13 protein-coding genes are annotated in these 13,328 nt (G+C 67.5%); 4 read left to right on the top strand and 9 right to left on the bottom strand.

From position 1 onward, the window contains the following. Positions 1–27 precede the first annotated feature (27 nt). The gene (locus ACFJGT_RS23655; protein WP_377843326.1) at positions 28–693 is read left to right on the top strand and encodes a YggS family pyridoxal phosphate-dependent enzyme; all 666 of its coding nucleotides are present in this window, start codon (positions 28–30) and stop codon (positions 691–693) included. 161 nt (positions 694–854) lie between these two features. Here the strand turns inward: ACFJGT_RS23655 and ACFJGT_RS23650 are convergent, their stop codons facing one another. Beyond that, positions 855–1,235, bottom strand: coding sequence for a glyoxalase superfamily protein (locus tag ACFJGT_RS23650; protein ID WP_377843323.1), 381 nt, complete (start codon positions 1,233–1,235; stop codon positions 855–857). A 104-nt stretch (positions 1,236–1,339) separates the two neighbouring features. Continuing rightward, positions 1,340–1,906 carry a L,D-transpeptidase gene (locus tag ACFJGT_RS23645; RefSeq protein ID WP_377843321.1) on the bottom strand — a complete coding sequence of 189 codons (567 nt, stop codon included), beginning with the start codon at positions 1,904–1,906 and terminating at the stop codon, positions 1,340–1,342. An 81-nt stretch (positions 1,907–1,987) separates the two neighbouring features. Here ACFJGT_RS23645 and ACFJGT_RS23640 point away from each other — a divergent pair, with 81 nt between their 5' ends. Beyond that, positions 1,988–2,674 (top strand): response regulator transcription factor, encoded by a 687-nt coding sequence (locus tag ACFJGT_RS23640; RefSeq protein ID WP_377843319.1) that lies wholly within the window; start codon positions 1,988–1,990, stop codon positions 2,672–2,674. Positions 2,675–2,677: 3 nt separating this feature from the next. Next, the gene (locus tag ACFJGT_RS23635; RefSeq protein ID WP_377843316.1) at positions 2,678–3,142 is read left to right on the top strand and encodes a cyclic nucleotide-binding domain-containing protein; all 465 of its coding nucleotides are present in this window, start codon (positions 2,678–2,680) and stop codon (positions 3,140–3,142) included. 7 nt (positions 3,143–3,149) lie between these two features. On the opposite strand, the gene ACFJGT_RS23630 is transcribed toward ACFJGT_RS23635, so the two are convergent. The 7 genes from ACFJGT_RS23630 to tesB all read right to left on the bottom strand — a co-directional run bounded on the left by ACFJGT_RS23630 (position 3,150) and on the right by tesB (position 11,841). After that, positions 3,150–4,067, bottom strand: a complete 918-nt coding sequence (locus ACFJGT_RS23630) for an EamA family transporter (RefSeq protein ID WP_377843314.1) — start codon at positions 4,065–4,067, stop codon at positions 3,150–3,152. A 117-nt stretch (positions 4,068–4,184) separates the two neighbouring features. After that, positions 4,185–5,000, bottom strand: coding sequence for an exodeoxyribonuclease III (gene xth, locus ACFJGT_RS23625; RefSeq protein WP_377843311.1), 816 nt, complete (start codon positions 4,998–5,000; stop codon positions 4,185–4,187). An 82-nt stretch (positions 5,001–5,082) separates the two neighbouring features. Continuing rightward, complete coding sequence (locus tag ACFJGT_RS23620) at positions 5,083–5,931, bottom strand: outer membrane lipoprotein carrier protein LolA (RefSeq protein WP_377843308.1); 849 nt, start codon at positions 5,929–5,931, stop codon at positions 5,083–5,085. A 186-nt stretch (positions 5,932–6,117) separates the two neighbouring features. Beyond that, a complete protein-coding gene (locus ACFJGT_RS23615; RefSeq protein ID WP_377849055.1) occupies positions 6,118–8,691 on the bottom strand; it encodes a DNA translocase FtsK in 2,574 nt (857 codons plus the stop codon). A gap of 205 nt (positions 8,692–8,896) precedes the next feature. After that, positions 8,897–10,372 carry an ammonium transporter gene (locus ACFJGT_RS23610; RefSeq protein ID WP_377843304.1) on the bottom strand — a complete coding sequence of 492 codons (1,476 nt, stop codon included), beginning with the start codon at positions 10,370–10,372 and terminating at the stop codon, positions 8,897–8,899. 26 nt (positions 10,373–10,398) lie between these two features. Beyond that, complete coding sequence (locus ACFJGT_RS23605; RefSeq protein WP_377843302.1) at positions 10,399–10,737, bottom strand: P-II family nitrogen regulator; 339 nt, start codon at positions 10,735–10,737, stop codon at positions 10,399–10,401. Between the two features lie 237 nt (positions 10,738–10,974). Beyond that, positions 10,975–11,841, bottom strand: a complete 867-nt coding sequence (gene tesB, locus ACFJGT_RS23600; protein WP_377843299.1) for an acyl-CoA thioesterase II — start codon at positions 11,839–11,841, stop codon at positions 10,975–10,977. A gap of 123 nt (positions 11,842–11,964) precedes the next feature. Here tesB and ACFJGT_RS23595 point away from each other — a divergent pair, with 123 nt between their 5' ends. After that, positions 11,965–13,215, top strand: coding sequence for a ubiquinone biosynthesis hydroxylase (locus ACFJGT_RS23595; RefSeq protein ID WP_377843297.1), 1,251 nt, complete (start codon positions 11,965–11,967; stop codon positions 13,213–13,215). The last annotated feature ends 113 nt before the right edge of the window (positions 13,216–13,328 follow it).

Raw genomic sequence — 13,328 nt, 5'->3', positions numbered from 1 at the left:
GGCGTGCAGGGCATGAGAGGCTGGCAGATGAGCGATACGGTTACGCGTTTGGCTGAGATTCGGACGGCGATCGGCCGCACTGAGCGCGATTTCGGGCGTGAGGCGGGCTCCGTCGCGCTGGTCGCGGTCTCCAAGACCAAGCCGGCCGAGCAGATCACCGAGGTGCTCGAAGCCGGGCAGCGCGTCTTCGGCGAGAACTATGTTCAGGAAGCCAAGGCGAAGTGGCCGGCGCTGAAGGAGCGTTTTCCCGATGCCGAGCTGCACATGATCGGCCCGCTGCAATCGAACAAGGCGCGCGAGGCGGTCGAGCTCTTCGACGTCATCCAGTCGCTCGACCGCGAGAGCCTGGCGAAGGAGCTGGCACGCGAGATCGCGCGGGTGGGCAAGACCCCGCGGTTCTTCGTCCAGGTCAATACCGGCGAGGAAGCGCAGAAGGGCGGCGTGCCGCCGGCCGAGACGGATGCCTTCATTGCCCGCTGCCGCGAGGTTCACGGTCTCGCGATCGAGGGGCTGATGTGCATTCCGCCGGCCGACGAGCCGCCCTCGCCGCATTTCGGGTTGCTGGCCAAGATCGCCGCCCGCAACGGACTCAAGGGCCTGTCGATGGGCATGAGTGCCGATTACGAGGCGGCGATCCAGCTTGGCGCGACCTATGTGCGCGTTGGGAGCGCCATTTTCGGGGCGCGGGGGTGACCTTCAAGGTGCGGTCATCCCGCACGCGCTGCAGCATGCAATGCTGCTGCGCAGATGCGGGACCGTTTTCCGCATAGGGCGCTCTCTTCTGACGACGGTCCCGTATCTGCGCAGCGGCGCTTCGCGCCGCAGCGCGCACGGGATGACAGCGGGTTTCGCCGCTATTTCTTCAAGGGCTCGCCGACATCGATGCGGTTGCCGTCCAGGTCCTCGAAGACGAAGGCGCGCAGGCCGTAATCCTTGTCGCGCAGGCCCTTGACGATGCGCAGGCCGCGCGCGCGGATCACGGCGTGCACCGCGTCGATATCCTCGACCATCATATGCGCGACGTTGAAGGGCGCGGCCTTGTGGCCGGGCTGGAGCGTCAGGTGCAGTTCGGCTGCGTCGTGCTTCAGGATCATGAAGCCGACGGGGTTGCCGTTCTCGAAGGTTTTCCGGAAGCCGAGGGCGCCGACATAGAAGTCGCAGGCTCGCGCCATGTCGGCGACAGGCAGCATGGCGGCGATCCGCCCGAAGCGGAACGCGGAAACCGAATCAGTCATCGCAAATCTCTGGCTGGGATGGCGCCGCGTCGCGGGACGGTGCCCGGGAGCGCGACAGCCTGATCCGAAGATATGATCGAGACGGTGCCCGCGTTTCTCCTAGCTCACCGCACCACGATCCGGCAATGGCGTGCCAGCCGCGGCAGCACCTTGGCGAACACGCGACCCTCGACGGCGACGCAGCCGGCGGTCGGGGTGAAACCGGCGCGAGCGAGATGCCAGAAGATCGCGCTGCCGCGTCCGCGTTGCACCGGCCGGTCGTTCCAGCCAAGCTCGACGATCACATCATAGAGATGATCCTCGCGCTGCAGGCGCTCCTCAGCCTCGCCCGGCGGGCGGTCGATCAGGCGATTGTAGCGCCGATCCCTCTGGTCGTCGCACCAGGCATCACGTGGCCCGATCCGCTTCAGCGGCAACAGGGTGCGAGGGCGGGCGAGGCGGTCGGCCCGGTAGAAAACGCTGCGCAAAGGCAGGTCGAAGCGCGGCGTATGGCCGTCACCCTCGCGTTTCGTGGTTGCGATGCCGGAGCGACCAAGCGCGCAAGGGAAGACCGCGCCGCCGGCGACAAGGAAGCCCTTGCGGCGATCATGGACCGAGGCGAAGACGCGCAGAGCGGTGAGATTGCGCGGTCCGCCATGCGGCGCGGCGCGGTGGTTCGGTCGGTTTCTCACGGGAATTCCAGGCGGCCTCACTTGCGATGACGACTCAGCAGGCTCATGTTGCCGCAATCCCTGCGTGCGAGCGATCCATTCATGTCCGCCGTCCATCATATCCTGCTCGTCGACGACGACCAGACTCTGCGCGACACATTGTCCGAGCAGCTCTCGCTCTACGAGGAGTTCCGGCTGTCGACGGCTGAGAACGCGACGGCGGCGATCAAGGCCGTGCAGGGAGACCGCGTCGACCTCGCCGTCATGGATGTCGGCCTGCCCGACATGGACGGGCGCGAGGCCGTCAAGGTGATGCGCAAGAACGGCTTCAAGAGCCCGGTGGTGATGCTGACCGCGCAAGGGTCCGACGCCGATACCGTGCTCGGGCTCGAGGCCGGCGCCAACGACTATGTGGTCAAGCCGTTCAAGTTCGCCGTGTTGCTGGCGCGCATCCGCGCGCATCTCAGGCAATACGAGGCGAGCGAGGACGCGATCTTTCAGGTCGGGCCGTACACGTTCCATCCGGGATCGAAGCTGCTGGTCAGCGAGAAGGGCTCGAAGACCAAGCTCACCGAGAAGGAGACCGCGATCCTGCGCTTCCTCTACCGCGCCGGCAGGAAGCCGATCGCGCGGGAGGTGCTGCTGCAGGAGGTCTGGGGCTATAACAGCCAGGTGACGACGCACACGCTCGAAACCCATATCTACCGGCTGCGCCAGAAGATCGAGCCCGATCCGGGCAATGCGCGGCTCCTGGTCACCGATGCCGGCGGTTACCGGCTGAATCCCTGACGGATGGCACTCGACGAAGACATGGCCCTGCTGGCCCGGCAGCCGCTGCTGAGCCTGATGGATCGCGACGCGCTGAGGCTGCTCGCCTTCGCGGCCGAAAGCCGCATCCTGCGCGCCGGAGACGTGCTGTTCCGGGCGGGCGAGCCGTCTGACGGGGCGGTGCTGGTGGTGTCCGGCGCCGTCGCCCTGAGCGTGCAAGATGACGGCAAGCCCGCGAGCGAGGTCGTCGGGCCCGGCGCCATGATCGGCGAGCTTGCGCTCTTCACCTCTGTGCCGCGGCAGGTCACCGCGATCGCGCGCGAGCCGACCCAGGTGATGCGGCTGCCGCGCAGCGTGATGCGGCGCGTGCTCGGCGAATCGCCTGATTCGGCCGAGGCGATCGCTGCGGCGATCGGGGCTCGGCTGCGGGGATTCGTCGGCGAACTCTCGGCCGTTCAGGAAGCGCTGGACGCGATCGACCGGAAATAGCTCTCGTTCAGGACGAGGGCGGGTGCCGGGCTGCCCGGATTGCGGCGAAGCGCGGCCAGAGGATGTTGATGCACAGGCCGGACATCACGAGCCCGGCCGCGACGAACTTCCAGACCGGCAGCGGCTCGCCCAGCCAGATCGCCGCGGCACCCATGCCGAAGATCGGGACGAGCAGCGCCGTCGGTGCGACCGTGGCGGCGGCATAGCGCGAGAGCAGCCAGCCCCAGACGGCATAGCCGAACATGACATTGCCGACCGCCTGCCAGATCGCGGCGGCCCAGGCGGCGGCCGGAGCCGTGGCGAGGCCCTCGCGGATCGCCGGCCAGCCCTCGATCAGCCAGGAGAGGGCAAGGAGCGGCGGGATCGCGAACAGGCTGGTCCAGACGACATAGGCGAGCATGTCGACCTTGGGCGTGCTGCGCGCGACGATGTTGCCCGCTGCCCAGCAGATGGCGGCACCGAGCACGAGGACGATGCCGAGCGGCGTGGTCGAGCCGTCGGTGTGCCAGAGGATCACGCCGATCCCAACGGCGGCGAGAAGCAGGCCGGCGATCTGGAAGGGCTGCACGCGTTCATGCGTGATCGCGGCCGCCAGCAGGATGGTGAAGAAGGGCTGCGACTGCACCACAAGCGAGGCGAGCCCCGGCGCGATGTAGCCCTTGATCGCGAAGAAGAGCAGGCCGAACTGCCCGGCGCCGATCAGCACGCCATAGGCCGCCAGCTTGCTCCAGGGCGCGTCCGGGCGCTTGAGGAAGAAGACCGCCGGCAGCAGCGCGAAGGTGAAGCGCAGCGCCGCGAAGAGCAGGGGCGGGAAATGTTCGACGCCGATATGGATGACGACGAAGTTCGTGCCCCAGACCACCATGACCGCCAGCGTGAGCAGCGCGTCGCGGAACGAGAGCGTCGTGGGGAGAGCTGGCTGCACGGAACTGGCTTCGCCGGAGAACTTATCGCCGGGCCATACCATGCAGGCCTGCCTGCCGGTTAGGACAGGCCGGCATGGCTGAGGGGCCGCTGTGGCATGAAGCGCGGCGTGGCGCCGTCAGAGCTCCAGCGTCACTGTGACCGGGACGTGGTCGGAGGGGCGCTCCCAGCCGCGGGCCTCGCGCAGGAAGGTGAGGTCGCGCAAAGCCGGCTTCAGCCCGTCGGAGAGCCAGATATGGTCGAGCCGGCGGCCCTTGTTGGATGCCTGCCAGTCCTGCGCGCGGTAGCTCCACCAGGAATAGAGCTTTTCGGGTTCGGGCCGCAGGGTGCGGGCCGCGTCGGTCCAGCCGAGCTCGCTGCGCAGCTTCTCCAGCGTCGTCGTCTCGATCGGGGTGTGGCTGACCACATCGAGGAGCTGCTTGTGGCTCCAGACGTCGTGCTCGTAAGGCGCGATGTTGAGGTCGCCGAGCAGGATCGCCGGCCGGTCGGTCGGTTTCTTGGTCACGCCCCAGGCACCGATCTCGTCGAGGAAGGCGAGCTTATGGGCGAATTTGTCGTTCTTTTCGGGATCGGGCAGGTCGCCGCCGGCCGGGATGTAGAAATTATGGATGGCGATGCCGGCGGCGGCGCCGGCCGCCTCGTCGAGCGTCACCGTCATGTGCCGGGCATCGTTGCGGCCGCACATCGACATCGCCTCCTTCTCGCTGAAGGGCAATTTCGAGACGATGGCGACGCCGTTATAGCCCTTCTGGCCGATGAAGGCCTGGTGGACATAGCCGAGCTGGTGGAAGGCCTTGGCCGGGAACTGCTCGTCCGGCGTCTTGGTCTCCTGCAGGCAGAGCACGTCGGGCGCATAGGTGGTCAGGAATTCCCCGACCATGCCGATGCGCAGGCGAACGGAATTGATGTTCCAGCTGGTGACGGTGAGTTGCACGCGAGGATTCCGGCAGGGAGGAGGCCGGAAACTGGGTCGTCAGGCTACAAAAGGCAAGCCGTTTTCGGCTTGGCTGGCGCTGTCAGAGCCTGCGCTGGTAATCGATCACGAAATTCTGCGGATCGGGCCGGCGGCGGGTGTCGAGATTGTAGAGCGAGATCGCGGTCTCGTAGCCCTGCGGGTCGACCACGATCCATTGCCGGAGCTCGTTGGCGACGAGATCGAATTTCAGCGTGATCTTCGAGGTGCCGCCCAAGGTCGAACGGTCCTCGATACGGACCGTCAGCAGGTCGCCGTCGACGCTGGCGCCCTTGAGCGTGCCTTCGCGCGCCAGATCCATCTTCTCGCGGACGAGGAATTTCAGCGGGGTCTGGCCGATCGAATAGAGGTCCTGCGTCGCGAGGCGCTTGTCGCGGATGGCGACGGAGGTGCCGTCCGCGATCACTTCCGTGGTGGTCGGCGGCTCGTATTCGAAGCGCATCTTGCCGGGGCGCTGGATATAGATCCGCCCTTCCAGGCGCCGTCCATTGGAAGCGTGCTGGATGAAATTGCCCTGCAGGGTCTGGAAGCTGTTGAGATAGGCATTCAACCGCTCGACGGCCTCTTCCTGCGTCGCGGGAGGCGCCTGCTTGCCCTTGGCGGGAACGGCAGCGGGTTTCGCCGTTTCAGCTGCCGGAACGGCCGCTGCAGGGGCGCTGGTCGCTGCGGCCTGAACCGGAGCGGCCTCCATCGCGCCACCGCGTGCCTCACCGAGCCCGGCGGGCCGAGGCGGCGGCAGAACAAGGCGTGGCGCGGCCGGCTTCGTGGCAGCGGGCTTCGGCGGCTGGAGCTGGAGCGGCTGGGCCGCCAGCGGGCCGGCCGCGAGTGCGCAGCCGACACATGTCGCCACCAGAACCGAAGCCCGAACGGCCGGGGTCAATCTGTCGAGCAAGGCTGCTCCATTCCTTGTGCTCCGGGCATTGCTGCCGAAGCCTAGAGATCGCTGACGCGGGGATCGGACGATTTCCGATCCGGTCCTTATCGTCTCAACGTTTGGTCCGCTGCCGAGGTTGCAGCATCGTCATGGCAATTTGAGGACTGGCGCCGGTGCCTGCAAGGGCACGGAGCGTCGCAAGTCTCATTCGTCGTGCTGATTCTGGCTCTCGACGAGGATCTCGCGCTTCCCGGCATGGTTTGCGGGCCCGACGATGCCCTCGTTCTCCATGCGCTCCATGATGGATGCGGCGCGGTTGTAGCCGATCTGGAGGCGGCGCTGGATATAGGAGGTCGAGGCCTTCTTGTCGCGCAGTACGACGGCCACAGCCTGTTCATAGGGATCGTCCGAGTCGGCCGAGCCCATGGCGCTCTTGTCGAAGACGGCGCCGTCCTCGTCCTCGCCGGCTTCCTCCTCCTCGGAGGTGACGGCGTCGAGATATTGCGGCCGGCCTTGCGTCTTGAGATGCGCCACGACCTTCTCGACCTCGTTGTCCGAGACGAAGGGGCCGTGGACACGGGTGATGCGCCCGCCGCCGGCCATGTAGAGCATGTCGCCCTGGCCCAGAAGCTGCTCGGCGCCCATCTCGCCCAGGATCGTGCGCGAGTCGATCTTGCTGGTGACCTGGAAGGAGATGCGGGTCGGGAAGTTCGCCTTGATCGTGCCGGTGATGACGTCGACCGAGGGGCGCTGCGTGGCGAGCACGACATGGATGCCGGCGGCGCGCGCCATCTGGGCGAGGCGCTGGATCGTGCCCTCGATCTCCTTGCCGGCGACCATCATCAGGTCGGCCATCTCGTCGACGATGACGACGATATAGGGCAGAGGCTCGAGGTCCATGACCTCCTCCTCGTAGATCGCCTCGCCCGAATGCTTGTCGAAGCCGGTCTGGACCGTGCGGGTGATGACCTCGCCGGCGGCCTTGGCCTCGCCGACGCGGGCATTGAAGCCATCGATGTTGCGCACCGAGAGCTTCGACATCTTCTTGTAGCGCTCCTCCATCTCGCGCACCGCCCATTTCAGGGCGACGACCGCCTTCTTGGGATCGGTGACGACGGGGGTGAGCAGATGCGGGATGCCGTCATAGACGGAGAGTTCGAGCATCTTGGGATCGACCATGATCAGGCGGCACTCCTCCGGCTTCAGCCGGTAGAGGATCGACAGGATCATCGTGTTGATCGCCACCGACTTGCCCGAGCCGGTGGTGCCCGCGACGAGCAGATGCGGCATGCGCGCCAAATCCGCGATGACCGGCTCGCCGCCGATGGTCTTGCCGAGGCACAGCGCCAGCTTGTGCTTGGTCGATTCGAAATCCTGGCTGGCGAGGAGTTCGCGCAGGAAGACGGTCTCGCGGCGGGCGTTGGGCAACTCGATGCCGATCGCGTTCTTACCCTGCACCACAGCCACGCGCGCCGACACCGCGCTCATCGAACGCGCGATGTCGTCCGCCAACGAGATCACCCGGGAGGATTTCGTGCCGGGCGCGGGCTCCAGTTCGTAGAGGGTGACCACCGGGCCGGGGCGCACCTGCGAGATCTCGCCGCGCACGCCGAAATCTTCCAGCACGCCTTCGAGCAGCGTGGCGTTCTGTTCGAGCGCATCGGTCGAGACCGTATTGGCCGCGACCTTCTTCGGCTCGGCCAGATAGGTCAGCGGCGGCAATTCGAATGTGTCGCGATCGAGCAGGGAGGGCTGCGCCTCGCGCTGCATGCGCTTGCCGGGTTTCGGCGCGGCGCGCGGCATGGCGACGCGCGGGGCATTGAGATCGCGCAGGTCCTGCGGCTCGTCGTCGAGATCGAACGGTGCGTCGTAGTCGTCCGAGGCGCGGTTAGGCCCGGAAACGGGGCGGGCGCCGGGCAGCGGCTCGGGATCGAATTCGGGCAGGCTGCGGCGGCCGGCGGGCGCCTCGCCGAACTGGGGCTCGCGGCGGACGCGGCTGCTGTCGCGGGTGGGAATGACGCCGGTATCGACGGCGGGTTCCGGCGGCTGCGGCAGGCGGCGCAGGATCGCGGCGCGCAGCGCCATCGCGCCATGGGCGAGCCAGCCGATCAGGATGACCGCGATGCCGGGCTCGTCGTCGCGGCGCTCGTCGCCATCGGACCAGCTGTCCTCGGCCTCGTCGCTGTCGAGCGCGGGGTCCTCGTCGGTGACGAAGCCGAAGCCGGCTGCGGCGGTGACGGCGAGAATGGCGATGCCGGCATAGAGGAAGCCGACTAGGCTGCCGACCGCGCTGCCGGCGATGCCCGCGATATTGCGCGTGCCGAACAGCAGGCCGTCGCCGATGACCCCGCCCATGCCGGTGGGAAGGGGCCAGCGTGGGGTCGCCGGCAACGCGCTGGCGACGGCGGCGGTGGCGGCGACGCCGACCACCCAGAGGCCGAGCTTCAGCGCGCCGCGATCGAAGATGTGGAAGCGGACGAGCCGGAGCGCCCAGATCACCGGGGGGAAGAGCAGGGCGATGACGCCGAGGCCTATAAGCTGCATCAGCAGGTCGGCGACCATCGCGCCGGGGCGGCCGAGCCAGTTGCGGACGGCGCCGCTGGTGGCGTTGTTGAGGCTGGGATCGTCGACCGACCAGCTCGCCAGCGCGGTGGCGACGGCGACCATCAGGGCGAGCACGCCCATGCCCGTAAGCTCCGAGGCGCGGCGCGACAGGAACTCGCGCACCGGGTCCGGCAGGCGGTCCATGAGCGATTGGGAGCGGCGGATCGTGCGCATGCGGGTTCGGGTCTTGTCCGGGCTGTCGGGCCGCATCATTCCGGCCATCAGCGGAAGGTTAGGAAGCCGAGGTTAAGACCCGCTTAACCTTGCCGGGCAGCGCTCCGTCATTCTCCGTTTCCAGTCCGAGCTTGATGAGCCGGGGCCAAAAAAAGGCCCCGGCGAAGCTGCCGGGGCCGAGTTGCCGCTGGGAGCGGCGGGAGGATCAGCTGTGATAGGCGCGCTCGCCGTGCTCGGCGATGTCGAGGCCTTCGCGCTCCTCGTCGGTGGTGACGCGCAGGCCGACGACCAGGTCGACGATCTTGTAGAGGATCGCCGAGCCGACGGCGCTGAACACGATGGTGAACAGCACGGCCTTGATCTGCGCCATGACGGCCGGGCCGAACTCGTAGGCACCCACGGCGAGCTCGCCGGGCTTGCTGGAATAGTCGGGTATGCCGGCGCCGCCGAGCGTGGTGTTGACGAGGATGCCGGTCGCGATCGCGCCGATGATGCCGCCGACGCAGTGGATGCCGAAGACATCGAGCGAGTCGTCGTAGCCGAGCGCGTTCTTCACGGTGGTGCAGAAGAAGAAGCAGGCGGCGCCGGCGACGAGACCGAGCACGATCGAGCCCATCGGGCCGGCGAAGCCGGCAGCCGGGGTGACGGCGACGAGGCCGGCGACCGCGCCCGAGACCATGCCGAGCATCGAGGGCTTGCCCTTGACCGCCCACTCGACGAAGAGCCAGCCCAGCGCCGCCGCCGCGGTGGCGACGAAGGTGTTGAGCATGGCGAGCGCGGCGGTGCCGTTCGCCTCGAGGTTGGAGCCGGCATTGAAGCCGAACCAGCCGACCCAGAGGAGCGCGGCGCCGATCAGCGTCATGGTCAGCGAGTGCGGCGCCATCAATTCCTTGCCGAAGCCGACGCGCTTGCCGATCAGGATGCAGCCGACGAGGCCGGCGATGCCTGCGTTGATATGGACGACCGTGCCACCGGCGAAGTCGAGCGCGCCCCACTTGAAGAGCATGCCGGCATCGGCGTTGACGGCGTCGAGCGCGGCCTGGGCGGCGACCTTGCCGTCGGCGCCGGCCTCGGCGAGCGCCTTGGCGGCATTGCCGACCGCGTCAGGCCCGCCCCAGTACCAGACCATGTGGGCCATCGGGAAATAGATGAAGGTGACCCAGAGCACGGTGAAGAGCAGCAGGGCCGAGAACTTCATGCGCTCCGCGAAGGCGCCGACGATCAGCGCCGGCGTGATGCAGGCGAAGGTCATCTGGAAGCAGACATAGACGAATTCGGGGATGTAGACGCCGTTCGAGAAGGTGCCGGCGACGGTGGTGGCGTCGACGCCCCTGAGGAAGGCCTTGGAGAAGCCGCCGACGAAGTCGTTCAGGCCGCCACCATTGGTGAAGGCGAGCGAGTAGCCATAGGTGACCCAGAGGATGCAGACGACGCTGACGATGGCGAAGACCTGCGTCAGGACCGAGAGCATGTTCTTGGAGCGGACGAGGCCGCCATAGAACAGGGCGAGGCCGGGAATGGTCATGAGCAGGACGAGGATCGTCGAGCTCATCATGAAGGCGACGTCGCCCTTGTTGGGAACGGGCGGGGTGGCGGGAGCCTGGGCCAGCGCGACGCCGGCCGTCAGGGCCACCAGTGAGAGGCCAGCCAGTCCGGCCCGCAGGGAAGTCCTGAAATTCATCGTCGAAAACTCCTGGAGGTCGGGGCTCAGAGGGCGTCGGTGTCGGTTTCGCCGGTGCGGATGCGCACGGCCTTCTCGATCGACGAGACGAAGATCTTGCCGTCGCCGATCTGGCCGGTGCGGGCAGCGGCGGTGATTGTCTCGATCACCCGGTCGACGAGCTCGTCGGCGACCGCGACCTCGATCTTGATCTTGGGCAGGAAGCTCACGGCATATTCGGCGCCGCGGTAGATTTCCGTATGGCCCTTCTGGCGGCCATAGCCCTTCACCTCGGTCACGGTCAGGCCGTGGACGCCGACGCCGGTGAGCCCGTCGCGCACCTCCTCCAGCTTGAACGGCTTGATGATCGCCATCACGATTTTCATGGCTGGGTTTCCCGTCTGCGCCGCCCGGTCGTCAGCCCCGGCGATCTCGTTGCACCTCTCGCGCCTGCGGGACCGCAGTTGCGTCGCAACATGCAATTCAAGGGACGTGCCAACCCGCTCCGGGCGGCGCAAAGGCGCGTCCAGAGGCGGAATCATCGTGGGAATAGGGAAATGGCGGGCTCTATTGCCTAAGATTTAGGCAATAGACTGGATTCTGCGCAGCTGCCTGAAATCCGGTCAGCCGAGATCGGGCCGCGGTCGGACGAGCCCTTCCTGCGCGACGGAGGCGACGAGGCGGCCCTGCCGGTCGAAGACCAGACCGCGCGAGAAGCCGCGCGCACCGGAGGTCGAGGGGCTGTCCTGCGAATAGAGCAGCCAGTCATCGGCCCGGAACGGGCGATGGAACCACAGCGCGTGGTCGAGGCTCGCAGCCTGGATCTTCCGGTCGAAGACGGTCGCGCCATGGGCGATCAGGCTGGAATCGAGCAGCAGCAGGTCGGAAGCATAGGCGAGCACGCTCTGGTGGAAGGCGGGTTCGTCCGGCAGCGGCTCGATCGCGCGGATCCAGACGTTGAACTTCGGCTCCAGGCTGCCGCCGCCGCGATAGCGTTCGAGCTCGACGGGGCGGATCTCGATCGGCCGCTTGCGCTGGTAGAAGGTCTGGAGCGGGTTGTGCTCCGGCGCGCTGAACAGCTTCACCATCTCCTCGCGGTCCGGTAGCTCTTCCGGCATCGGCACCTTCGGCATCGGCATCTGGTGCTCGTAGCCGGGTTCCTCGACATGGAAGGAAGCCGACATGGCGAAGATCGCCTCGCCCTTCTGCACGGCCAGAACGCGCCGCGTCGTGAAGGAGCGGCCGTCGCGCAGCCGGTCGACCTCGTAGACGATCGGCACCTCGGGATCGCCCGCGAGCAGGAAATAGGCATGCAGCGAATGCGGCTGCCGGCCTTCGACCGTCTTGCAGGCGGCGTAGAGCGATTGCGCGATGACCTGCCCGCCGAAGACGCGCGGCCAGCTCGATTTGGGGCTGCGACCGCGGAACAGGTTGCGCTCGAGCGGCTCGAGGTCGAGAATCGCCGTCAGGGAGGCGCTGATCTGGGACATGGTCGGCGGTATCGCGGTCAGGTTGACGGACGGGCCGGCGCCCCGCACAGGGACAGCCGGTTTCGCCTGGCATCAGCACCGAGGCATCCCGTGGCGTCAAGTCGGCGCGGAGAGAAGGACGTCATGGCTATCGAGCAGGGCAACAGCGCCATGCGCATCGTCATCGCCGGCGGCGGCATTGCCGGGCTGGCGCTGGCGCTGGCATTGAAGCAGGCGCTGGGCGAGGATTTCGCGATCATCCTGGCCGATCCGGCGCTTGCGGCCAAGCCCCGTGGCGATAACCGCGCCTATGCGGTTGCGGCCGGTGGCCGGGCGATGCTGAAGACGCTGGGCATCTGGGATGCGATCGCGCATACCGCCCAGCCGATGCTGGAGATGATCGTTTCGGACAGCCGCACCGAGGACGCCGTCCGCCCGGTCTTCCTGACCTTCGACGGCGAGGTCGAGCCCGGCGAGCCCTACGCCCATATGGTCGAGAATGCGGCCCTGGTCGCGGCGCTGAAGGCGTCCTGCGAGGCTGCCGGTGTCGAACTGCGGAGTGCCGGCGTGCGGCGTTTCTCCGCGGATGATGCGGCGGTTGAATTGGCTTTCAGCGACGGAAGCCGTTGCGAGGCCGCGCTGCTGGTCGCGGCCGATGGGGCCCGTTCGAAACTGCGCGAGCAGGCCGGCATCGGCTGGGTCGGCTGGGATTACGGCCAATCTGGTATCGTCGCGACGATCGGGCATGAGCGGCCGCATGACGGGCGCGCGGTCGAGCATTTCCTGCCGTCGGGGCCGTTCGCGATCCTGCCGCTGGCCGATGGCGGGGCGCTCGGGCACCGGTCCTCGATCGTCTGGACGGAGCGGACGGAGAATGTCGAACCGCTGCTCTCGCTCGATGCCGAGGACATGCTGGCCGAGATCGAGCGGCGCTTCGGGCTCGAACTGGGTGAGATTGCGCTCGAAAGCGCGGTGAGTGCGCATCCGCTCGGCTTCGGCGTGGCCCGGCGCTTCGTGGGCGAGCGCCTGGCGCTGCTGGGGGATGCCGCGCATCTGATCCACCCCATCGCCGGACAGGGGCTCAATCTCGGCCTGAAGGATGTCGCGGCGCTGGCCGAGGCGATCGTCGATGCGGCGCGGCTCGGCCTCGATCCCGGCTCGGCCGATGTGCTGGAGGATTACGAGAAGGCGCGCCGCTTCGACACCGTGGCGATGGGCGCCGTGACTGATGGGCTCAATCGCCTGTTCTCGAACGATGCCACACCGCTCAGGCTGGCACGCGATCTCGGGCTCGGCATCGTCGATCGTTTACCGGGGCTGAAGCGCTTCTTCATCCGCGAGGCCGCTGGTGTCGCCGGCGCGCCGCCGCGGCTGCTGCGGGGCGAGGCGCTTTAGGAGTTCCGCATCATGCTCGGGCTTGACCCGAGCATCTCTCGCAAGACATCGCGCCTCTCTCGGCATGAGATTCTCGGGTCACCGCTGCGCGCCGCCCGAGAATGACGCATCGT

The organism is Allobosea sp. UC22_33 (assembly GCF_042700715.1).
In the GTDB taxonomy this organism is placed as follows: Bacteria; Pseudomonadota; Alphaproteobacteria; order Rhizobiales; family Beijerinckiaceae; genus Allobosea.
The sequence above is the reverse complement of the archived record's forward strand: the minus strand, read 5'-3'. Positions and strand labels throughout refer to the sequence as shown.

Coding starts and splice junctions, on each gene's coding strand:
- ACFJGT_RS23605 (WP_377843302.1), bottom strand. CDS start 10,737: ATGAAAATCGTGATGGCGATCATCAAGCCGTTCAAGCTGGAGGAGGTG.
- ACFJGT_RS23635 (WP_377843316.1), top strand. CDS start 2,678: ATGGCACTCGACGAAGACATGGCCCTGCTGGCCCGGCAGCCGCTGCTG.
- tesB (WP_377843299.1), bottom strand. CDS start 11,841: ATGTCCCAGATCAGCGCCTCCCTGACGGCGATTCTCGACCTCGAGCCG.
- ACFJGT_RS23610 (WP_377843304.1), bottom strand. CDS start 10,372: ATGAATTTCAGGACTTCCCTGCGGGCCGGACTGGCTGGCCTCTCACTG.
- ACFJGT_RS23615 (WP_377849055.1), bottom strand. CDS start 8,691: ATGCGCACGATCCGCCGCTCCCAATCGCTCATGGACCGCCTGCCGGAC.
- ACFJGT_RS23640 (WP_377843319.1), top strand. CDS start 1,988: ATGTCCGCCGTCCATCATATCCTGCTCGTCGACGACGACCAGACTCTG.
- ACFJGT_RS23655 (WP_377843326.1), top strand. CDS start 28: ATGAGCGATACGGTTACGCGTTTGGCTGAGATTCGGACGGCGATCGGC.
- ACFJGT_RS23595 (WP_377843297.1), top strand. CDS start 11,965: ATGGCTATCGAGCAGGGCAACAGCGCCATGCGCATCGTCATCGCCGGC.
- ACFJGT_RS23650 (WP_377843323.1), bottom strand. CDS start 1,235: ATGACTGATTCGGTTTCCGCGTTCCGCTTCGGGCGGATCGCCGCCATG.